Annotated in this window: 17 protein-coding genes and 1 tRNA gene; 9 read left to right on the top strand and 9 right to left on the bottom strand. The window is 37.4% G+C overall.

The features are described from left to right. Positions 1 to 3 precede the first annotated feature (3 nt). The gene (locus EL165_RS01195) at positions 4 to 831 is read right to left on the bottom strand and encodes an alpha/beta fold hydrolase (RefSeq protein ID WP_002980067.1); all 828 of its coding nucleotides are present in this window, start codon (positions 829 to 831) and stop codon (positions 4 to 6) included. Positions 832 to 1154: 323 nt separating this feature from the next. Here EL165_RS01195 and EL165_RS25725 point away from each other — a divergent pair, with 323 nt between their 5' ends. From EL165_RS25725 to EL165_RS01165, 8 genes are all read left to right on the top strand, one after another. Continuing rightward, entirely contained in the window at positions 1155 to 1298 is a 144-nt protein-coding gene (locus EL165_RS25725; protein ID WP_002980068.1) for a bacteriocin-like protein, read from the top strand. A gap of 24 nt (positions 1299 to 1322) precedes the next feature. After that, the gene (locus EL165_RS25720) at positions 1323 to 1469 is read left to right on the top strand and encodes a bacteriocin-like protein (protein WP_002980069.1); all 147 of its coding nucleotides are present in this window, start codon (positions 1323 to 1325) and stop codon (positions 1467 to 1469) included. A gap of 416 nt (positions 1470 to 1885) precedes the next feature. Beyond that, on the top strand, positions 1886 to 2593 hold the full coding sequence (locus tag EL165_RS01190; protein ID WP_164720322.1) for a helix-turn-helix domain-containing protein: 708 nt from the start codon (positions 1886 to 1888) through the stop codon (positions 2591 to 2593). A 40-nt stretch (positions 2594 to 2633) separates the two neighbouring features. Next, a complete protein-coding gene (locus EL165_RS01185) occupies positions 2634 to 3014 on the top strand; it encodes a hypothetical protein (protein ID WP_126358563.1) in 381 nt (126 codons plus the stop codon). A 300-nt stretch (positions 3015 to 3314) separates the two neighbouring features. Continuing rightward, positions 3315 to 3839 (top strand): hypothetical protein, encoded by a 525-nt coding sequence (locus tag EL165_RS01180; RefSeq protein ID WP_002980072.1) that lies wholly within the window; start codon positions 3315 to 3317, stop codon positions 3837 to 3839. Between the two features lie 82 nt (positions 3840 to 3921). After that, positions 3922 to 4725: a fimbrial biogenesis chaperone gene (locus tag EL165_RS01175; RefSeq protein ID WP_002980073.1), complete on the top strand. Its 804-nt coding sequence runs from the start codon at positions 3922 to 3924 to the stop codon at positions 4723 to 4725. Next, entirely contained in the window at positions 4718 to 5743 is a 1026-nt protein-coding gene (locus EL165_RS01170) for a hypothetical protein (RefSeq protein WP_002980074.1), read from the top strand. The genes EL165_RS01175 and EL165_RS01170 overlap by 8 nt, the downstream gene beginning before the upstream one ends. Positions 5744 to 5788: 45 nt before the next feature. After that, on the top strand, positions 5789 to 8554 hold the full coding sequence (locus EL165_RS01165) for a hypothetical protein (RefSeq protein WP_126358562.1): 2766 nt from the start codon (positions 5789 to 5791) through the stop codon (positions 8552 to 8554). A 129-nt stretch (positions 8555 to 8683) separates the two neighbouring features. Here EL165_RS01165 and EL165_RS01160 read toward each other — a convergent pair. The 8 genes from EL165_RS01160 to EL165_RS01125 form a co-directional block, all read right to left on the bottom strand. Then, positions 8684 to 8771 (bottom strand) — tRNA-Ser (locus EL165_RS01160). 204 nt (positions 8772 to 8975) lie between these two features. Then, entirely contained in the window at positions 8976 to 9470 is a 495-nt protein-coding gene (locus EL165_RS01155; RefSeq protein ID WP_002980076.1) for a hypothetical protein, read from the bottom strand. Between the two features lie 115 nt (positions 9471 to 9585). After that, positions 9586 to 10176, bottom strand: coding sequence for a hypothetical protein (locus EL165_RS01150; RefSeq protein WP_002980077.1), 591 nt, complete (start codon positions 10174 to 10176; stop codon positions 9586 to 9588). 6 nt (positions 10177 to 10182) lie between these two features. Then, complete coding sequence (locus EL165_RS01145) at positions 10183 to 14973, bottom strand: RHS repeat-associated core domain-containing protein (RefSeq protein WP_002980078.1); 4791 nt, start codon at positions 14971 to 14973, stop codon at positions 10183 to 10185. Between the two features lie 17 nt (positions 14974 to 14990). Continuing rightward, positions 14991 to 16250, bottom strand: coding sequence for a tetratricopeptide repeat protein (locus EL165_RS01140; RefSeq protein WP_002980079.1), 1260 nt, complete (start codon positions 16248 to 16250; stop codon positions 14991 to 14993). A gap of 5 nt (positions 16251 to 16255) precedes the next feature. After that, positions 16256 to 18418 (bottom strand): type VI secretion system Vgr family protein, encoded by a 2163-nt coding sequence (locus EL165_RS01135; protein WP_002980080.1) that lies wholly within the window; start codon positions 18416 to 18418, stop codon positions 16256 to 16258. A 546-nt stretch (positions 18419 to 18964) separates the two neighbouring features. Further along, entirely contained in the window at positions 18965 to 20731 is a 1767-nt protein-coding gene (locus tag EL165_RS01130) for a S41 family peptidase (RefSeq protein ID WP_002980081.1), read from the bottom strand. A gap of 74 nt (positions 20732 to 20805) precedes the next feature. Further along, a complete protein-coding gene (locus EL165_RS01125; protein WP_002980082.1) occupies positions 20806 to 21309 on the bottom strand; it encodes a DinB family protein in 504 nt (167 codons plus the stop codon). A 170-nt stretch (positions 21310 to 21479) separates the two neighbouring features. Here EL165_RS01125 and EL165_RS01120 point away from each other — a divergent pair, with 170 nt between their 5' ends. After that, positions 21480 to 22616, top strand: coding sequence for a tetratricopeptide repeat protein (locus EL165_RS01120; protein WP_002980083.1), 1137 nt, complete (start codon positions 21480 to 21482; stop codon positions 22614 to 22616). The last annotated feature ends 81 nt before the right edge of the window (positions 22617 to 22697 follow it).

The following is a 22697-nucleotide window of genomic DNA, read 5'->3' as shown; positions in this document are numbered from 1 at the left end:
AAACTATTTTAAAAAATTATTCAGATAGCTCAGAATTGTTGCGGTCTGCATCATCACAGTGACATGGCTTTGCCCCGGAACAATTGCCAGTTGAGATTTCGGCATAGCTCCCATATCAGCAGAAACTCCGCCTCCTAATAACTTATAGGTTTTTGAAAGCTCGGTTTTATCCAGTCCATCGTTATCACCAGCAATGATTAAAACGGGTACCGGAATTTTAGAAATATTATCATCCCCCAGATCAAAAGGTTTTCCGGCTGAGGCCATCATCTGCTCCAGGAATTTTGTCCATTTTGTTTTATCGGGTGCTACAGCGGTATAGGCGGTATGCAAGGGACTGTTTGTAAAGAGATCAGGTTTCATTCCTTCAAATGCTTTATTGACTTCCGGCAGCCAGCCGCTGCTTTTATAGGTTGATGAAATAATTACCAGATTATTTAATCTTTCCGGGCTTTGTATTGCCAGCTGGTAAGCTACTTCCCCACCAAAACTATACCCTGCCACATCAGCCTTATCAATTTTCAGGTAATCCATTATCTTTGTAACATCACTGGCCAGAACAGCGTGTGATAATTTACGTTCCGAGAACGGCGTGTGTCCATGTCCCTGAAGTTCAACGGCAATTACTTTTCTGGTTTTAGACAGTTCAGGAATCAGCTCTCCCCAATTCATATCAATGGTCATAAAAGCACCATGCAGCAGTACAAGAGGCTTTCCATTACCATATACTTCATAATACACCTTGATACCGTTAACGGGCGCATAACCGCTTTCCGATGGTTTTACTTTTTGTGCGGATACCATACATGTAGCGGACAAAACAATTATCATCAACAATGATTTTAACAAGACGGAGAATTTGAATATACTTTTCATAATAAGAGTGAATTTGATAATTAAAGGTATTCAAAATTAGCAAGTTCTTATGAAACCCAACTTGCCACAAGACAAGATTTATTATGCATGATCATTCTTTATTTACTCATTCAATAGGTAATTTGGCCCTGGCAACAGATATTATATTTTATTTATTTTCAGGAGATTAAAAGCAAATTATTATATATAATATTGATTGAAAGTAAATATTTTCACAATAATTCTACAACAGTTGATAAAAATTTACTAATTTCGGAAAGTACTAAATCTAAATTATTATGAAAAATTTAAAGAAAATCGAAAGACAGGAATTGAAAACAATTAAAGGAGGTATTGACTGCAGAGGTGGCCAGTTATGCTTAATTGGTGGTAAATGGCAATGTATGCCATACGACGGATGCGGCGGTGGAAACCAGCCTTAATTAGTTTAAAAAAATTACTTGACTATGAAAAATTCTAAAAAAATCACAAGAGAACAGTTGAAAAGTATCAACGGAGGAGCTTTAAGCTGCTCCGAAGCATGCTGCCCGCCACCAGGGATCAAAAGATGTCCATGGGTAGTCTGTGTAGCACCATGTGAGATATTAAGTTAAAAACCGGATTCTCCAGATAAGGCCTGCAATTGTATAAATTGCAGGCTTTTTATTTTTTTACATATTCCAATCAGCCTTCAGTATTTTTAGTATAAAAAAACATTGAAATATTCCCGATAAGCCCTCTGAAGATCAAGTTATTTTATATACATTTATATAAGTGTTTAAATCAAGCTGCAAAGTAGTTATTGCATATCACATCTACTCTACTTTGATTTGATTTACAGGTTCATTTATCTGATTTATACATTTTCTTATAGAACAGATTAACCATTTTTATTGAGGCTTATTTTATGTACGTTATAACAGACCAATTAAAAAATTTAGGATTCAGCATCAACACATTGAATAATGTAATACAAAGAAATAATAATAAAAGAAGTTTTAATACACTGGAGTACTTCTGTATTTATATTATGATAGAAGACATCACATTGGAAATAGAAAACATTCCGTACTTCATAAAAGGTGGCCATATTGCATTTTTAGGACCTCAGAAACAGATTGTATTTGGTGAAACCAAACGTGGCGAAGTTTATCTTATCACATTTTCTTCCAGTTTTTATGAAAGATCTGCAAAAGACAGTATGTTTCTCAATTCAAGACTTTTTTTTAATTATGATTCTGATGTTTTCATAGCACCTTTCGAAAATATAAAAGAAATGAATATTGTTTTTATGGGAAGAATGCACAGTTTTCAGCATAAAGACGAAAGTCTTTATATTTCAGCGGCTCATAATGCTATTGAAAGACTGATTCTGGATGCATTTCTCCATATTCCTGCAGAAACACTGAAAAAAGATGTAAAACTTGATTACCTCCATTACGTCAACCGGTTTAAAATCCTTTTGCAGCGTGACTACAAAAAAGCCAAGAAGGTTTCCTACTACGCCAATGAGCTGAATATCACCCCAAGAAAATTAACGGAGATGACTGAATATGTTCTGGGAAAAAGTGCTAAACATATTATTATTGAAAAACTCATTAATGAATGTAAAAAATCGCTTAGCTTCTCCGGATACAATATTTCTGAAACCGCTTATGAGCTGGGATTCAGTGATGAAGGAAATTTTAGTAATTTTATTAAAAAACATACAGGAAAAAATCCCTCAGAAATGAAATAATATAAAAATAATATTGTATTTTTGGATAAATAACAAATAAGTGAAAAATTCATATATGGGGATAAGATGTATTTTTTCAGTAGTATTCTTTTTTGTTTCCGTAAACATTTTTGCTCAGGCAGATGATGTTCAGATAAATGTGAGACTCTACCCCACACAAATGCTTGCTGTTGGAGGTGACAGTGAAATGATTGATGAAACGAATGAAACCGCCCAGCCGGAAATTAGTTCTGTAACCATTTCAAGTCCGTCCGGTTTTCAGTTAGGAATTCAGCAGAATGAAAATGAAGAGTATAATCTTATCAAAAGTCATCATGGGGTTATAGAAAAAAAATTCATCATAAATCAAAAAATAGATAAAATTATAAAACAGTTTAAAGATAAGTCTACTTTTATGATGTTAACTTTAATCTCTCAATAAGCCGATCTGGAGCACATTCGTTATGTATTAGATATTATTTTTTTTAATTTTTGATGATTTATTTTTAGTAAATTCATAATAATATAATATTCGTTTAACAACATTAACAAGTTTTTTAATTTTTAATTAACTAAAATCATCATATTTCTTTATAAAATACACTTTATTATCAAGTTTTTTTCCAAAACCAAATTTACAAATCTTTAGTACTTTTTCACAAAATGAGTACCTGTAGCTCTGTCTAAATTTGCACCTGAAAAAAACAAGAATTAATACACTAATAAAAACTCCTGTTATTTTATGAAGAAATATATTGTAGCCTCCACGTTACTATTTGGTTTTGTTGCATTAAAGGCTCAACAAACCGTAACTTTAAATGTTAGACTGAAGCCTATCCAAACCCTTATCGTTAATCCATCTCAAAATGTAGTTAACTTAGACTATAAAACCAAAGATGACTATGCAAACGGAGTATCTTCTGTAAATGCTGACCATTTAAGTATTTATAGTACCGGTGGTTTCCAGGTTAAAGTGAAAAGTGCGGGCTCAGCTTTACAAAGCGGTGCTAAAAATATCGATGCCAATACTATTCTTATCAAAGCCAGTGCAGGAACTGATGGAGTAAACGGAGCTCAGTATGCACAAAACGTACAGCTTTCAGCTACTGAAGCAACATTGGTAACATCTGCAAATGGTGGTGTAGATAAAAAAATCAACATCGAATACAAAGGTGCGGGTGCGAATGCTTATCTTAACAATTACATCGCAGGTCAGGATCCTACTGTTTATACAACAGAACTGACGTATACTATTATTTCACAATAAGTATTTAGATATTATAAAATTATATAGATAAAGTGTTACAGATTGTAGCACTTTATCTGTACTTTAACAGCAAATTATAATAATGAGCCGTTCCTACATCATCTTTTTATTTTCTTTATTTCTTTTGTGCACTAAGACTAAGGCTCAGACGGGAGTATCTGTATCTCCTCCAAGACTTTATTTCGAATCTGACGCAGGAAAAAGTACCACCCAAAAAGTAACGGTAACGAATGTAAGTGCAAAAAATTCTCTTGACATGGCTGTCAGCCTGGGAGACTGGGAGTACAACGGAACAGGAGAAAACAAAATGTCTCCTGCCAATACACTGTCTACATCCTGCGCAAGCTGGGTGACTATAAAAAATGAAGACACTTATTTTACCTTAGGTCCGGGGGAAAGAAAAGATATTGATGTAACTATTACTCCACCTAATGTATTAACGGATCAGCTGTTAGCTCATACTGCTGTCCTTTATGTCAGCCAGATGAATCCTGTGAATGATGTGGACAATAAAGGAGCCAATATAAAAGTAAGCATCCGTTCAGGAATTAAACTTTTCCATAAATTGACGGCCAAAGCCACTAAAAAAATTGAAATCCAGAATCTTACATTAGCCCAGTCAAAAAAAGACCTTACTCTTTTATTTGAAAATCAGGGTAATATCTGGGCAGACGGAAAAATACAGACAGAGCTTACCAACACAGAAAACGGTAATAAGGTATCACTTGACCAGATTATTTTCTATACCATGCCGGGAAACAAGAGAGAGGTAAATATTCCGCTTCCTGCAAAACTTTCGAAGGGAAAATATACTGCATCGGTAATGATTGATTATGGTGACAACAATAACCTGGAGTTGGCGGAACTGAATTTTACCTATGAATAAAATATTATGTTTTCTCTTATTTCTGGTCTCCATGAGCTGTTTTTCACAAGTTTCGTATAGCTCATGGGTAAACAGTTATCTGCAGATTAATTCTTATAACGGCAATACCAATCCTGATGCATATAATCTTACTCTGGCAGGAAATGGCAATATCAATATACCCAACTGGAGAGTTTCTGTACGATTGAAGCAGCCTATTACATCAAACAACGGGAATTACATATTACCGGCTAATAAAATTTCGTTTCAACCGGTTTCATCGTCAGGAAAAGCATATCCCAACCCTGTTCCCACTATTCCGCAAATTGGTATGCCGCTTAATGTGATCCTGAAGGAAGGGCAAGAAGTATTTCTTATTCCGCAGTCCAATGCGGCGTTGTTTAATCAGCCTGCTCAGCCCAATGGTTATTACAGCCTTCAGATCAAATACAGCATCAATCTGGCAGGAGGGTCATATCTGGGAGCATATCCTGCGTGGATCACTTTTACAGCTCCGTTACAGTTTACGGCTTATGATCAGTACAATAATATTCTTGGTACCGTGGTTCATAATTTTCAGTTTCAGATCGGCTCGCTTTCAGGAACTCCCACAGATGTTCCGGAGCTATCTATGAAGTTCGGTGCTTCTGCAATGAATGGTATTCTGGAATTTAAAAATATGCAGGATTATGTCAACGGGGCCAGTGTTACTTACTCTAATGCACTTATTGTAAAAAGCAATACGAATTATCAAATCAAAGTAAAATCACTCCAGAACCAGTTCAGTGCTTCTTCCGGCAGTTTTCTTCCTCTTGATGCTGTAAAGCTTAATCTGATACCGGTTTCAGGCAACCTGGGAACTGCAAATACGATTTTGCTGAGTACAGCACCACAACTTATTGCTAACGGTGGTTCCACACAAAATTCTGACGTTTATTATGACATGCGGTATTCTACCAAACCTAATGACGAAAGGTTCATCAATGCTAAATCAGAAGATTATACTACAACCATTCAATTCGAGATTACGCCTCAATAATTTATAATGCTTCACAACAAGCTGTTCAGGAAAATAATACTTTTTTTGTTGATCCCGTTTTGTATTTGGGTTTCAGCTCAGGCTAATGCTGATGCAGCTATCAGCATGGAAATCCGCAATGAACAGAATTCAGCTAATCCGAACATTATAGATGTACTGCTTGTTTTGAAAAACAATGAAAGCAACCATTTTAAAGGCAGAGTTGAAGTAAATACTCCCACTGGTTTCAGAACCATTTCTGACAGCAATCCTGAAATTGAACTGAATGGCGGCCAGCAACTTTTTATTCCCTTAAAAATACTGAAGAATGCTACAATAGTTTCAGGTAAAGCAGATCTGATCTTCACCATTACTGATGAAAAAAAACATCAGGTTGTAAAAAAAAGTTTGTCTTATACAGTGACTGAGAATAACAACATGAGGATAACCGCTGAAAATCCTGTTGTCTACATGGGAACATATAAAGATTCTCTGGAAATCCGGACAAGAGTTTCCAATTTGGGAAATAAAAAACAGGATGTTACCATCGTATTTAAGATTCCGGAAGCGACCCAGAAAAATCTGTTTATTGAAAAAAAGGGAACGATCAATGTTCAGAAAGATTCTGTATTTATTTTCCGGTTTGTTCCTTCAGGCAATCTGCTCAGAAGCTCTCAGTTTACGGTGAATATTGCCGGCTTCAGAGAACCGGACAAGGAAATCTTCGGGAATACTTCCGTATTGGTACAAAATGTTTCTTCTACGCAGCGTTATCAGGACGCTGAATTCGATCTGTTTTCAAATTACAGTAAAAATACTATTACCGCCAGTTACAGACGTATTGGCAACAATACCGATATGTATCAGCTTATTGGGTCAGGTGGTTTTAATCTTCCCTCGGGTTATATGTTTATCCGTGGTAATATTTATACTCTGAATAACCAAAGCGATCCCGTAGTAAGCAATACTTACCTGACTTATCGCAGGGAAAAAAGTGAATTTACTTTGGGGAATATCAGTAAGCTTATGGAAGTTTCACTATTCGGAAGAGGGGCAGAATATGCATATACTTCTTCCGATAAGGATAAGAAAATAGAAGTAGGTTTTGTAGATCAGAGCTTCAGCCTTATTGAAAGAAATTCTTTTCTGAAATACGGATATGGATTTTATGCCAGAGGAATTACCGGGGCTCAGAATGCTTCGAAAAATTTTTCTGCAACCTATATTTTCAAAAATGATCCTTATGAAAAGGCAAATCATCATGTATTAGGTACGGATATGCAGTATGCTTTCAATAATTTCTGGAAAATGAATTCCAAGGTATACAGCGGACTAAGCTTTTATGAAAATACCCATCTTACCCAGCCTTCTCTGGCTTTAGAGGCACAGTATTCCGGAAATATCAATAAAATCAATCTGAACGGAAATTATTTTTACAGCAGTGATTATTATCCCGGAAACAGAAGAGGAATAGTGCAAATACAGCAGAATTTTTCAACCAGCATTTTTAAAAACCATTCCTTATATGCGAATGTAATGATCTCTAATTTTTCTCCGAAATTCTACTCCTACAATTATGATATCAGATCATACACGACAAGAGGAGATATCGGAATCAACTTTGCAAAAAAGAAGAACTTCGGATTTTCAGCAGGTGCACAATATCAGGAGGAAAGCTCCAATACCTATAATAATTTTCTGGATACTTCAGGAAATCAGGAAATCCAGAAGCTGAAAGCATTCAGAATCACCCAAAATATAACCTGGGCGAGCAACAACAAAAAGCATTCTTCATTACTGGCACTGGAAACGGGATCTGTACAATACCCTTCATCTGATAATGCTCAGCTTCAGATGAAAGCTACAGGAAACTACAGTTATAAATGGTTCAATGTAAACGGGATATACCAATATGGCAGCTATTATCTCTCTGAATTTGCTTCATCAAGAATCTTCAGTAAAGACATTATTTATAAAAAGTTTTCAGTCTCTGCTTTTATCAACAAAAATCTCCTGAGTGAAAAACTTACTGTCACTTCGGGATTATCTTATACTGATGATATTTTATATGGTAAGTCTCCTTCAGGATTTGTTAACCTTAAATATGCAAAAGACAGATACGGGGTATTCCTTAACTCTTCCTGGTACAATTACTCTTCCGGCAACTTCAGCAATAACCTCTTCACTGTTGAAGCCGGCGTAACTCTAAACTTGCAACCCAACAGACTTGACGCCAGCAAAAAAGGAGAAATATCAGCCTTTGTTTATTATGACAACAACCATAACAATATTTATGACGAAGGTGATCAAAGTGCTGAAAATTATATCATTATGATCAATAATATTTCTTTCAGGACAAATAATGAAGGTAAAATTGTTTACAAAGCAATTCCGTATGGCAAGTATATGCTGAAACAGGTGATTCAGCAGGGATGGTATTATCAGGATTCTGAATTTGAAGTCAAGAAACACAGCTATTTCCTTCAGGTTCCGCTGCACCAGAACGGAACAGTTCTGGGAAAAATCAATTATGAATTTGATCCTAAAAAAGCATTGGAATTCGAATCTAAAACGGCAGGAATTATTTTCAATATTTATGATGGAGACCAGTTATTACAGCGCGTTGTTACTGATGACAGCGGTGAATTCGGTTCTTTCCTTCGATCTGGTAATTACACTGTACAGCTTGTGGAAAGCTCGTTACCTGCCAATACATACTGTGAAAAAATAAGTCAGAATATTACCGTTCAGGCAGGAAAATTAATGAATCTTGAGCCGTTTACCATTAAAGTATCGGAGAAAAGGGTACATGTCAAGAAATTTGGAAACTAAAGAAAAAGCAGGGTTCGCGGACACTCAAACATGATAAAATTCTTTGCATGTGGGACCAAAAATTGTTTTAAAAAAAACGCTGTAAACATTTAATGTTTACAGCGTTTTAGTTTATTTTGGTTTTTTACCTGGCGGAGAGTGAGGGATTCGAACCCCCGGACCTGTTACAGTCAACAGTTTTCAAGACTGCCGCAATCGACCACTCTGCCAACTCTCCCTAAACTCCGGTAGTACCGTTGTTTTCAGTGGTGCAAATATAGAAAGTTTTTTATAACTGGCAAAATATTTTTTAAAAAAATTGGCTTTTCTATGCTTTTAGAGTAAACCCAAAATTTCAAACAGTTAAAAATATGATCATTAAGAACTCAACAGCAGGTGTTTAGTTTTGATCGGGCAACATTTACTTTTAATATCAAATGTTTTACTCGTAGTAATATTCAGTAGTTACATCGCCACTAAAAGCTGGATGCATGTCATGTTTTTGCATATTCAGTTCAAATAGTCTTTCGCCATTTTTATTTCCACCCCGTATTTTTAAAGAATACCATCCGTTTTCTAATGAAAGTGTTATACTGTTTTCATCATTAATAGAAGCAGTATCTTTCAAATAACCGATGCCTACAATTTTCACCTCATTATTAGCTGTCTGAAATATCCAGCCTTTCGATTCTACCTCTACCTCTTCATCGTTCAAAATCTGTTCATTATTCATGGAAAGCCGGAAAGCATAATAATCTTCCTCTACTCCTATGACAGGAATAGCAATTCCGGATCTGGTTATTTCATCTCCATGTTCATTTTCTACAAAATATTTTAAAATATTAGTACCTGAAAGATGATGATCCTGCAGATACTTTGCTAAAAGCTGTGGACTGAATATCACGAAACCTTTAAGTTCAGAGAATATTTTTTTCATATATGGATTGGATTTGGATTAGATTTTGCCTGCCATGATAAGTATGACAGGCAGTAATATGGTCTGTCAGATGATAATCATACGGGTATCTGTCTGCTATCAGTATTACTTTTTATTAATTAATCATATTTTCTTCATTAAAAGATATAAAATCGTTTTGTGATATATTGTCAATACTATTTATCAGCTTATCTTCGGCAGATATTTCCTGATCATAAAACTGCTCAAGATATTCTTCTCCTTCATCATCATCCCCGTCAGGATTATTAGTAAAAAACTCTTCAGATTTCAGGTTATTGATTACATCCAAAGTATAGTCTATTGTGGATTTTATCTTCGCCTCCTCTCCTTTTGCAATTTTAATGATATTGGTTGCAATCAGGACAATATTTACAGCAATTGCAGCCTGATAACTACTGTATTCATCATCTTCGGGAGCCAAACCATCAAGGGCATTAAACCTCTCAATATCTGAAAGATCCAACCCGTTACCTGTAAAAACACGACTGAAAACATAGTCTGCAAACTCAGTAAGCTGCTCACTTCCATTCTTGAAGCGCTGCGAATAATCATAATCATCATCTTTTATTTCTTCTTCAAAAAGCTGATACAGGTCTTTAATTCTTATCAATGATGACAGATTAAATTTGATTTTATTTTCTTTACTAAGCTGTAATGATTTTTCTTTAACTGAATTTTCGCTCATGTCTTTTTAATTATATTTTGGTTGATATTTTCCTTCAGGAATATGGTATTTCCCTCCTTCCTGTCTATTTTTACTAAACTTACCTGTTGTACCTTCTTCAAATTTAACATTATTATTGTTCATGTGATGCTCACAATCAATACAAATTTTTGTACTTGGCTCAATTTCATTAATTCCTTTTTTAGCATTCACCAAAGCTTCTTCAGCGTGAACATTATCTGCTTTACTTTGTATCACAGTGACTCCCATTTCTTTAGCCCATTCTTTTATCTGCCTTGGCACATATTTCTTACTTGAAGAAACGTAGTAGTTCCCCTTCCCGTCAGTTCCTACCGCTGTAACACTAAATCCTTTGGCATCACCAAGTGTACTGTGTGCATCTCTCACCAGCTCCTGTAAAAAGTTAACAGGATCATTATGCAGACCAAAAATATCTACCCAGGTATTACTGTCGCTAACAAAAGCATACAGGGTATCATTATTACCCAATAATCCGATAGGATCTTTTGATATGTACATTCCAGAAGAAGAATCATAATATCTCCATCTGTTATAATAAAGTCCTTCAACTTCCTGATCTGCATACTGGCCAAGCTGCCGGAATGGAATAAAATAAAGTTCTCCTGTATGGTCTCTGAGGTTTCCATAGATATCAAACTCAGCTTTCCAGATTAACTCTCCTTTATCATTATGTGACTGTATTGGCCTTCCAATATAATCTGAAATGATGCCGAAGCGTTCTCCATTTATAATTTTTGCGCAAGGGAAAAGTGCTCCTCTCTCATACACCCACGTGGTAAGATTCTCGGTTATTTCATTTTCTGATTCCAGTTCACCAGCTTCATTGATGTATGTTATAGGAAATTCTTCAGTGTTGTAACTCCACTCATGCAAAAGAACATTAGCATCCCACACAAACCGGGTCACTTTATTTTTTGTAATTTTTGAAATTCTGCGTCCAAGCGCATCATATTCAAAAGTCACCTCTTTTCCATCTGGACGTTTTACTGTGCCCAGCAACCCGTTGGCATTCCAGGAATAGGCCCAATCTCCGGATTCCCATTCCGGATTCCGGATTTCTTCTGAAAGGTCTGTATGTATATTGGGTAAATCGGTTCCGTCAAACATTTTCGGATGGTTCAGCCAATCTGAAGCTATGGGCTTGTAATAAGGATGAAAATCTTCTTGTTTTTCATTACGTTCCGGCTTGATGTTATTGATAGGCCGTTTACTTTTTAAAAGCAGATTTCCTTCTTCATCATAATGATAGAACCAGTTTTTATCCCGCATCAGCTTTCCGCCTTTATCATAAATACGGTCAGTTCGTCTTACGCTTTCATATAGACAACCGGTTTCATCAGGATTTTTATACTGTACTTCACCATTGGAATATTCTGCTGCCACCAGACTTCCGAAAGCATCATAGTCAAATCTGGTCCTTCCACCGGTAACTCTGTCCAATATATGTAACAGGCGGCTTCCTGCATTCCAGTTGTAATCTTTATGGAACGTGGTATTGTTTTTATTAACAATAACTTTCTGGCTTACCGGCATTCCAATATGATCAAATTCAAAGGTGCTTTCCACACCTCCGGTCATTTCGCGGGAATGCATTTGTCCGTTACGGCTTATTTCCAGATTCATTTTCCAGGGCAGATCTGAATTTTGACTGGCTGCTGCTACTGTTATAAGCTGATCAAAATCATTATAGGAATAATCAATTTCTGCTCCCAAACTGCTCTTTAAACTGACCAGATTACCATGATTATCATACTCATACTGTATGGAGTGCTCACCTTGCTGCTCGCTGGTAACCAGCCCCAGTTTATTTCTCTGGAAAATGACGCTGCTGCTTTCATTATCTGCCCTTATCAATAGTCCTGATGTGTCATACTGATAGGCTTCCCAGGTTCCGTCCGGATAATGGGTCTGTGTTATTCTCCCTGCCAGATCATACTCATAAAAAATATTATTTCCGTGAGGTGTTCTTCTTTGGGTAACAAGTCCGTCTTTATCTCTCATAAAGAATTTCTTCTGGCCGTCAAAACCTGTTTCGCCAATGATGTCATTGTTATTATTTCTTTCGAAAGAATAAATCTCGCCTTTTTCATTGGTAATGCTCATTAAATTTTCATAGGCATCATATCCAAAGACTAATGTTTCTTCTTTTTTATGGGTCTGCACATTCCGGCGAACCTGACGCTTCAGGCTTCCCATCGGGGTATAGCTCATGAGCCATTCGGCACGCCCGTCCGTAGCATATACAGGAAGATCATAGGCATCATAACGGAGTTTTAACGGCAATTGTCCCTGTTCGGACATTTCTATAACCCTTCCCATTTTATCTCTGTTCCAAAGAGTTCTGTTCAAAGGTTTCGGACTAAAAATCAGCAGTCTTCCATAGGCATCATATTTCCAGTACTGTTCTGCTCCGGCACTATTGATAAGCTGAATAAGCTGGTTTCTTTCATTATATCCGTAATGAGTAACAATATCTCTTTTTATGCTTCTTTCAGGAAATCTCTCTCCGTCAGGATATTCATAGGTGATAGTTTCTTCTGTGGGATCGGTATAGCTTAACAATTTACCATCTTCATCATAATGCCATATTTCTGAAGCTCCCGATGGGGAAAAACGGGCCGTAACCTGTCCAAATTCATTGTACTGGTAATGATATTCTTCGCCATCCGGAGTATGGAAGATTTTAATATTACCCATTTCATCATAAGTATACCCGTGAACACGTCCTTCCGGCGTTCCCATCATCTTCAGTTCGTTGTGTATAGTGTAGTCATACCAGGTTTCACCTCCTTCTCCATCTACTTTTTTATAAACCAGAAAGTTTTCATCGTAATGATACTCCTCTGTTTTATTATTTTGTTTTGGATAGATAACTTCTGTGTAAGCTTCCTCATCATGATAATGAAGCTGACCTTCCATATATCCATCCGTACCTTTGGTATGGATTACCCTTCCTTTTTTGTCATATTCCCACTGATAGCTCATTCCGTTACGGTTGGTTCTTCTTACCACATGGTTTTCTCCATCATAATCAAACACAATGGCCTTTTTATGAATATCCCAGACATGGGTAAGATTACCCCGCTCATCATAATCATAACGAACCTGCAGATCTCTCTGCTTTTTATAACAATAGTAAACTTCTGTTACTTTTTTATACTCCGGATGAATAATGGTTTCTATACTACAGCCACTTTTAACATCTTTTATACTTTTAAGGACAATATTCCGGTCTTCATATTCATATTCCCTGATGGTTCCGTCACCATATTCAATACGGATTACTTTATATATAGTTCCTTCCGAAATATGATGGAAACGTTGGTAGGTATAGATATCAGTTCCTTTACGGACCACCCAGATGCTGCTGCTTGGCCTGTACTGCCATATCTTCTGATCTCTGAAATACGTCATCTCCCCGCCTATTTCAGGAGCAGGAATCAGCATTGCTATATTTTCGTCCGGATGCATCCATCCGGCAAACTTATTATCTTCCTCAGGTAGAATAAACAGATCATGATTATTGAAAATACCGTTTCCAAGCGGACCAAAGTCATAAGGCCGGTCGCTGTGCCAGATATTTTTCCAGATTAAAGGTGTACTGCCCTGAATTACAAAATCATCCCATTCGAAAACCATGGCACCGGTTGCAAAATTCACAGGTTCAAATCCCCAATGACACAATTTCTTGGATAATGCATTGGCAAATTTGAATTTATTGAACGGCGCCTTTTTAAGAACACTGTTATTAAGTTTTTTTAAACCGTTAGCTCCCAGTTTTCCTATTTTCTTGGTTAAGCTTCTCATTAAAAACATCCCTGCAAGACGCATCAGCATCTCTCCCGGAGTATAAACATGCGGTACAAAAGCACCTCCCACCAATACAGGCCCGCCCGTATTGATCTGGATATACATACTTGAAAAATTATTGTAGAAAGCAAAATAAGCCAGAGGATTTTTCTTTGGTTTATCAGGCATTGCAGGCAGCATGGTCATTCCGAAAGGGAATCCCATACAGGTAAGTACCTGCTGAGGCTGGTTTCCGCTCATTTTACTTCCCTGTGCCAGAACAGTCTGCGAGCCATAATAAACCTCTCCTTCGTGTGGAGCTTCCTGAGGAAAAGGAATAATATAAACAGGAATCAAAGAAGTGATATGTCTGAATGGAATTAAAACTCCCATCACACTTGTAGTCGTAGTTGCTTTGTGTCTTCCGTGAACATATATTGAACCTCCCATCGGAATGCTTTCCGGAAGCGACGGCATCAGGTTTCTTGCAAATTGCGGAATCGGAATCGTGATGGTAATGTAATCCATAATATCAAAAACAATCCCGATAAACGGATGTGGCAGCGGTAATGGAATCAGCATAAATGAAGGCGGCGGCGGAATGAGCGTCCAGTGGATATCAATCGCCAGTACAATATCAAAATGCTTACTTGTATGCTGAATGGCTGTGGAAGGCATTGAAGGAGTATTAACCTTTATCAGCTTCACTTTGCTTTCCGGGGCTGCTTTTTCTGCAGTCACAGCGCTGCCACCACCTCCACCACTGCTTTTCGCCGGCTGTCCAGAGTCCCCGCCCGCCATGGATTTAGCCATGGAGACAGGATTCAGTGAATCGAAATTATTTTTCATTCCGTTTTTCCATCCCTGTGTGGTTTTATCCCAGCTTACCGAAGTAACGTCTGCATTTACCTTCCAGGAGCGGTCCGGATTCATATCAGGTTTTGCTACCTTTATGGGTTTTACTGTTTTTTTATTCAGATCTGCCATGATTCTTTAATTTGAGATTAGCCTGCTTTCGGTCTTTCCACATTCACTTTCCAGTCATCACCAAAATAGCTCTTCATTTCGTTATCCAGTAATGTTTTTTTATCCGTATCACCTTCATATTTAAGAATAAGCATAGAGGCCACAAACCTCAGACTGCTCTGTTCTCTTGCTGAAGAATCCATCAGTTTTGCTACATCAAGGCATTTTTCAAAATACCTGATCATTTTATCTTTTGTCAGAACCGTATCATTCAATGTTCCGATGATTCTGTAACACTCAATAGCCATTGCATATTCTCCAATTTTCCGAGCCGTTTCTGCCGCTTTTTCAAATGCGTTCTGTGCCCTGGATTTTTTGGAATTTCCTAATAAATGGCTTCCATAGTTCATATACATCTGAACTTCCAGCGGAGTATCCGACTCTATTTCTTCAAATATGGTTTGGTAGGTGTCTTCTGCTTTATCCTTTTTTTTATCTGCCGTATAAGCTTGGGTAAGCATAAAATAGGCAGAAATTTCTCCCTGTTTATTCTTTTGCTCTTTGGCAAGCTTCACTGCTTTTTTCAGTGCATATTCCGCTTCTTTGAACCTTTCTTTACTTAAATGGTTACTCGCGATAAGGATCTGCTGCTGAAAATCTGTATCCGGACTGTTCTTTTTACGGTTGGTATGGGCAGCAGTATTCTGCATTAACTGATGAATATCTACTTCTACCCTGAAACTATGCGCTGAGGAGATATTTGACAGAGTCCTGTAATGGTGATGTTCTGCCCAGACCAGTTTAATATCTTTATTCCCCGACTTTTCGCAGATCGCGCACCATTCTTTTACCCACAAAGAAAGCTCTTCTGCATCGCTAATCCTTAACGGAGCTATATAAATGAAGATGCTGGAATCCTTGATACTGGGGAAGTTTTTCTTTAGTTCCAGTAAAGGATAAAAGGCTTTGTATGCATCTGTTTTAAAGTTTTCGTCAGGTTGTCTGAGTTCCCATTCGGGAATATTTTCTTCACTTTTCTTGAGCATTTCATAGAATTCTGCCCATTCATCCAATAAGGTCTGCCCAAAAGAATTCATTCCGTTAAATTCCTGATAATGAAGTAAAAAAACATCATCTCCTTCTTCATCTTCAGAAAGTTTCGACTTGATAAAGCCGTCAAAAAGATCGGTTTCATGTTTTTCTCCCAAACAGATCAGCATGGGTTTTTCTTCATTCTTTGAAACAACTTTCTGCCATTGCCTTTTTAATTTCACCAACTCCAAATCTACCGGATTCATCTGCCTTAATTCAGTTTTACAGTTCCACTTACAATATTTGTCTCGCTTCCGCCACCAATATTGATTTTTCCTCCGCTGCTGAAATTGGCTTCGGTCTCTCCTCTCATGGAAAGTGTTTTGGTTCCGATATCCAGTGTATCGGATTTGATACCGATTCCTGAAGTCGGATCACCATTTTCAGGACCTACCCCAACTCCGATACTTGATGTTCCGCCTACTCCGATATTAATTCCCTGAACAAATATTTCTTTTCCTTTGATCTGGATATTCCCATCTTTATCCATATAAATGGAACTGCTTCCACAATTCAGCGTGATGGAAATTTTGCTGTCTATGGTGATGTTTCCAGCCCCATCCAGAAAAACGTAGTTCTGATCTTTATCTCTCACGGTAATTCCTCCCCCGTCATCCAGGCTCATCGTATGCCCGCTTTTACTGCTCAGGCTTTTAATGTTATTTCCGGTACCTCCGCCTCCACCAACGCCTCCATGGAACATTCCTCCCATCACAAAAGGACGGTCAGGGTGCTGATGGGCAAAATTGACAACCACCTGATCTCCTTCTTCCGGAATAGCCATGAACCCACGGTTTTTACTTACTTTTTCACTTCCGCCACCATCAGGAGTCATCACCCTGATATACTCTGTTGTGGCAGAGCCATTCTGCCAGTCAAACTGTACCTTCACCCGCCCCTGATTTAAAGGATCTGTATTGGAAATTACCTTCGCAAACTGAGCATCCGCTTTTGGAGTGTGAAATTCCGGGCGCGGAATAAATCCTGTATCTGATGCGATGGCCTCAAAGGTTCCTGTATAATATCCTCTTGCATCTACTTCGTGATACATTTCTGTAATCATCAGTTTGGTAAAGTAGGTTGTTTCACTGCTTTCAGCTTTTCTCATTTCGATATCAGCAATACAGCCGGGATATAGAAAGGGCACGGTTGTAACTCCTGAAATAACAAATACTTCAGCAGCTTTACTTCCTGCTGTTCCTTTCTGGGAATTTTCAACATCCATGAAAGACACTGCTTTTATAGGAGCAACTCTCAGTGATGGAGTTGTAAAGGTTTTCTCTGAAATTTCATACGCCCTTTTCGCTATATCTGAAGTATGGTTGATCTTTGAGCTTCCGGCCGTTAATTTTTCATTTTTACTGCTGTTGTAGCCATAAAATGAAGGATTCACGTGTTGTGCTTTCATCTTTATTTTAATATCACTTACGCTGCTTCCATAGGTAAGTTTTACAGGTTTTTCCTGAGGAGGAAGTTTTCCGAAATGCAATACTTCACCATCATAATAAAACTGTTCCCCATAAGCTTCTGCAATTCTTGCCAGATAGTTATAGTGAGTTTCTTCATATTGTGAGCTGTAGGAAACATTCCCATGCGCTGCATCTACCCTGAAATCAAAGGTATTCTGTCCCAGACCTTCTTTGATTACCTGGTCTGCAATACTGTTCAGACTGATTTCCTGTGATCCCCCAAAACTCTGAATATGAGGTGCTGCATCTAAAAGAACGGTTGGGCTGGAACCTGTAAGAACTATATTTCCCAGACTTCCTTTCTCCTGACTGAAACCTACTTCAGTAATCACTCCCACAAAATTCCTTTCCGGACCGTCCTCAACGTCTTTATACCTGAAGATCACCGTAATTCTTTTCCCCAGAAAATTCTGGGCTTCCTCAAGATTATGGTTTTCTGAGTTTCCTAAAGTATCGTGAGCCAGCATCAGATCAAATTCATGATGTCTTACAGCACTTTGTTTTAATTGAAAATGTTTGAAATGTTTGATTACTTTTCCGTCAATTACAATTTCAAGTTTTACCACACGGTTGATTCCGGCGACCTGATTTCCGGGAATCGTATTGGCATTATAAATTCCTGAAGTGGGCTGTTTGGACCACACTTTATCTTCTACCAGAGTGGGAGGATTAGGTTGTTTAACCTGGTTCATAAACATTTGAGAGCCGTTTTGAACCATTCCTGTATAGGCCTGGGCCTGAACCATTTTTTCTGTTGCTTTCTTAATGGTTCCACTCGATTTTTCCTGCACTTCCTTAGCAGTTCTGCTGACTGCCTGATCTGTCAAGGTTTCTTTAATATTCTTTACAGCGGGAATTTTATCTTTAGAAACAGGCATTTTGGGTGAATGATCGTCCTGAAACATAGTTGTAATATTTTGATTGATTGGATGTCAGATTTTTTTAAGGCTAAAATTGATCTGAGTAATGTGATCAGATAAACTTTATTATCCGATTCCGTCTATAAGCCGGAGCCGGATATTGTGATCAAAACAGGGTATTAGAAAACGGTAAAAAGGAAAAACAAAATATAAAGCCTGTTTACGCCCTGTTAATGTCAGGATTTCTCCTGATTTACTATTGTAATATGCTGGTTTTAATCATTATTAATTTTTGTATTGGATTGGTGGTATTACAAAGATAAAACGGTAATCGTTATTCAGGAAATTTTCTCCATATAATCTGAAATTTTGTAGTAGTTCTACGACTTTTTATTAATAATTCTAAAACAAATGATTAAAAAAAAGAAGCAAACAACTCTGTATCAATTAAATATTTAACAATTTTTAATAATTAAAAGCAGATAATTTATCACTTAAAATAGAAATATAGTAAAAACAGAGGAACTTTTAACAACAAAAACCAGCTGTATTATGCAGCTGGTTTATATTTTAAATTCAGTAATATCCTTCTTATTGTTTTCTAAGCTCTGCTACTTTTTTAAGATAAACATCGCTCTGATCCAGAAATTCCTGATCAGTCTGATGTATTGTAATATGAGGCATAACGCCTTGTCCTCTTTTCTGGTCCGGAAGATTCTGAGCATCCTGAATCACGTGAACAATTGAGAAGCCGGTCTGGATTCCGGTGTTGGGAAGTTCATATACCAGTGGAAGATGACCGTTATGCTCATAGTAGCCTCCTACAGTTTCTTTTCCAATGACAATAGCATTGGTATAGGATTTAATCAGAGAAGCCAGATGGGAGGCAGCAGAAGCAACCCTTTGGTCTACCAACAAATACAGCTGCCCCTTAAAGGTTCTGTCATTAGGCATAATGGAAGGGTTTTTGTCATCTGCCCAATAGTATTTCCCCTGAACATTCTTGGGATAAAGCTGTTTTAAATAAGCATTCAGCCCTTGCTTATCCTGAACTCCATTGGAAAGGAAAAGAGGGGTTATCACCAGTTTTTCTTCCAACGGAACTTCGTTGAATTTGGTATAGGCATAATGACTGTCACGGAAAGGCCTTTGTGTAAGATAAGAAAACACTTTTTCATACAGAGCTCCTGTGCCACCCGTATTTCCCCTGAGGTCAATAATCAGATTCTGTATGTTTTCACGTTCCAGAGTATCCATCATCTGATCAAGGAAAATGCTGAATTTTTTATAGGCAGGATCTTCTTTTCCGGCGGCAAAATCAAATCCTCTTAAAGAAAGCCTGTAAATACCTTCACCTTCTTTGGTGAAACTATATTTTTCAGACAGCAGCTTTTTATCAAAGCCAAGTGAATGTCTGGACTCCTGAAGCTTTTTAAAGTTTTCCAATGGTATTCCCGGCAGGGAAATCTCCTTTACAGCTCCATTCCATTGATACCGGATCACATAATTTTTATGGTTTCCGAATTCTATATAAAATTTATCCAGCATTCCTCTTTCAAAACCTGTGGTTTCCTTATAAGGCATTGAATATCCATCGGAAAAATAATACTGAGAAAAGCGGCTGATCATCTCTTTTGAAGGAATTCCGTTGATAGAAAGGATTTCTGCACCAAGAGGTATTGCTGTATCTTTTGAATCCTGAAGCAGGCGCCCGTCAATATTCTTCAGGGTAATGGGCAGATATTCAGATTTCTGGGTAAGATAGTATGAGGCGTGGTTAGGTAAATCTGTATAATTATGACAGCTCCCTTCAAATCCGGTAAGTCTGGCAATGACTTTATAGAAATCGAAAATATTTTTACAGTTTCCTGCTTCTGTTTCTGCCTGCTGGTAGATACTGTCTATCTGTTTTTTACTTCTGTACACATACAATCCGGAATTTGCCTGTTCTCTGATAGAACGGAATGCTCTCAGATCTTCCACAAACTGATCAGGCGTGAACTGACCATTCAAAACAGGGACGTTTTTGGACTCAGTAACAGAAACTTTTGCGGTTTTACTTTTTTCAAGATAAGATCTGGCCCAGATTTTCACTTCATATTTTTTTCCTTTTTCAGGAGTAAAATAGAAACGTTCAACACTTTTTATCCCCCTGGAATCATCCTGTTCTTTTAATTTTTTCCCATCCATAAACAATGCAACTCCCAGATTGGCATCAGCGGATTGTACTGAGATCCATGTTGGTTGATAAGATTGTGGTGAATATTTCAGGGTATCTCCTGGTTTAAGCTCCGAATGAGTTTGTGCATATGCGCTGTTTAACAACAGTAAAAGGGGAATGATAAAAGGTCTGGCCATTATAATTTTTTGAATGGGCTAATATACAAATTAACCTCAACCCTTTGAGTACTCTTCATTTCTTCCCTTTAACACTACAATTTCACACTCATTTCCTGCACTTCCTCTGCAGAAAATCCATAGATCTGTGGTGTTTTTACATCCAGAAGATTCAGATAGATGTATAATTCTGCCCTGTGATGGATTTCATGTTCTATCATAGCCCGAAGCCATTTCCATACGGAAATTTCACTATTAGCCGGCGTCAGACATTTACGTGTAAGATCCCCGTCTGAAAGGCTGTTGATGATTTCCAGGGTCTGGCTGTGCATTTCGTTGAAAAATTTAACGGTGTTTTCATAGCCATCGGCAAGTTCTTTTCCACATCCCGGATAGGCACTTCTTTTTCCGGCGATGGTTTCTCCATACATATAACGTTCAATGGCTGCAATATGTCTTATCTGATCACCAATGGTAAATTTTCCGGGTTTATAGGTAAAATCAATATGCTCGGGAGGAACAATTTCTATAATACGATTGGTTCTTTCTCTTATTTTTCCATAATAATCTATGAATGACTGTACTGTTTTTATTTCCATATCTTTTGTTTTATCAGGTGCTTTTTCTGTAAGGTGAATATAAGAAATCTAAAGATATAAGATTTTGGTTTTTACCATTAAATCATCTATAAGATTAAAAAAACCCCTAATAAGTGAGTCTAAAATTTGGAATCTTGCCAAATAACCAATATTTTAGTTAAAAAATAACCATGATGAAAACAGGAATCTGTTTGTGTATTATTCTGTTGGGTTTTAACAGTATCACAGCCCAATCCGCAAAAATTGATACTGAAAAACTTCTTGAGTATTATGAAACACAACGTTATGCCGATGCAGCTCAGTATCTTCAGAGCATATATCCCGGAGAAACAGAGGATATAAAAGCCCTTTCGCAAATAGCTTATTGTAATATGATGGCCGGTAAACTACCGGAAGCAGAGAAAAACTATCTTAAAATTAACCGTCTTCAGCCGAACAGCCTGCCTACTCTATTCAGTTTGGCCGGTATTAATTCCAGACGGGGAAATGTTGCTAATGCCAAAGCCTATCTTCAGCAGATTATTCAGCTTGACAGCCTTAACTTCAGTGCTTACAAACAACTTGCTGCTTATGCAGACAAACCTGAGTCCAGACTCGATTATCTCAAAAAAGCCAATGCTATTAATGCTACTGATCCTGATGTAGCTTATGACCTTTCTTTAACCTACAGCGGCCTCAAACAATACCAGCCCGCTTATGATGTATTGAAAACAGCCATCGCTGCCGATGCGGAAAATTTCACTTTACAGCAGGCTTTATTACCGGTTGCGAACCAGCTAACCAAATATCCGGAAGTGATTGAGACCGGCGAAAAACTGCTGAAAAACCATGCTGACATCAATGTAATGAACGATATGGGACAGGCTTATTTTTATGTAAAGGATTATCAGAAATGCATTATGATGTACAGGACATTGGAAGATATGGGAGTGCAAAATGAAGGCACATTCTATTATATGGCCTTAAGTTATCGTGAGCTGAAAGATTATAATAAAGCTGAAATCTATGCACAAAAAACGATTGATGAAGCTATTTCAAAACACACCACTCTCTATTATGCTGCGCTGGCAGGTATTTATGAAGCCAAAAACCAGTATAACGATGCGGTAACCGCTTATAAAAGAGGATTAACATTCGGTACCAGCAATATTATTTATTACCGCTTAGGACTTCTCTATGACCTCAATCTGAAGCAGCCTAAAAATGCAGCCATGTATTATCAGCTATATCTTAAAAACAAGCCTGACCAGGAAAAGGAAAAAGAGCAGATTGCTTATGCTCAGGGAAGAATTCCTCTTTTAAAATAGCAGCATAACATTTTGTGATTATAGTCACAAGTGGAAACTTTATTAATCTGTTAATTTTGTATTCAACAATAAAAACAACAT

Source organism: Chryseobacterium gleum (assembly GCF_900636535.1).
In the GTDB taxonomy this organism is placed as follows: Bacteria; Bacteroidota; Bacteroidia; order Flavobacteriales; family Weeksellaceae; genus Chryseobacterium; species Chryseobacterium gleum.
The sequence above is the reverse complement of the archived record's forward strand: the minus strand, read 5'-3'. Positions and strand labels throughout refer to the sequence as shown.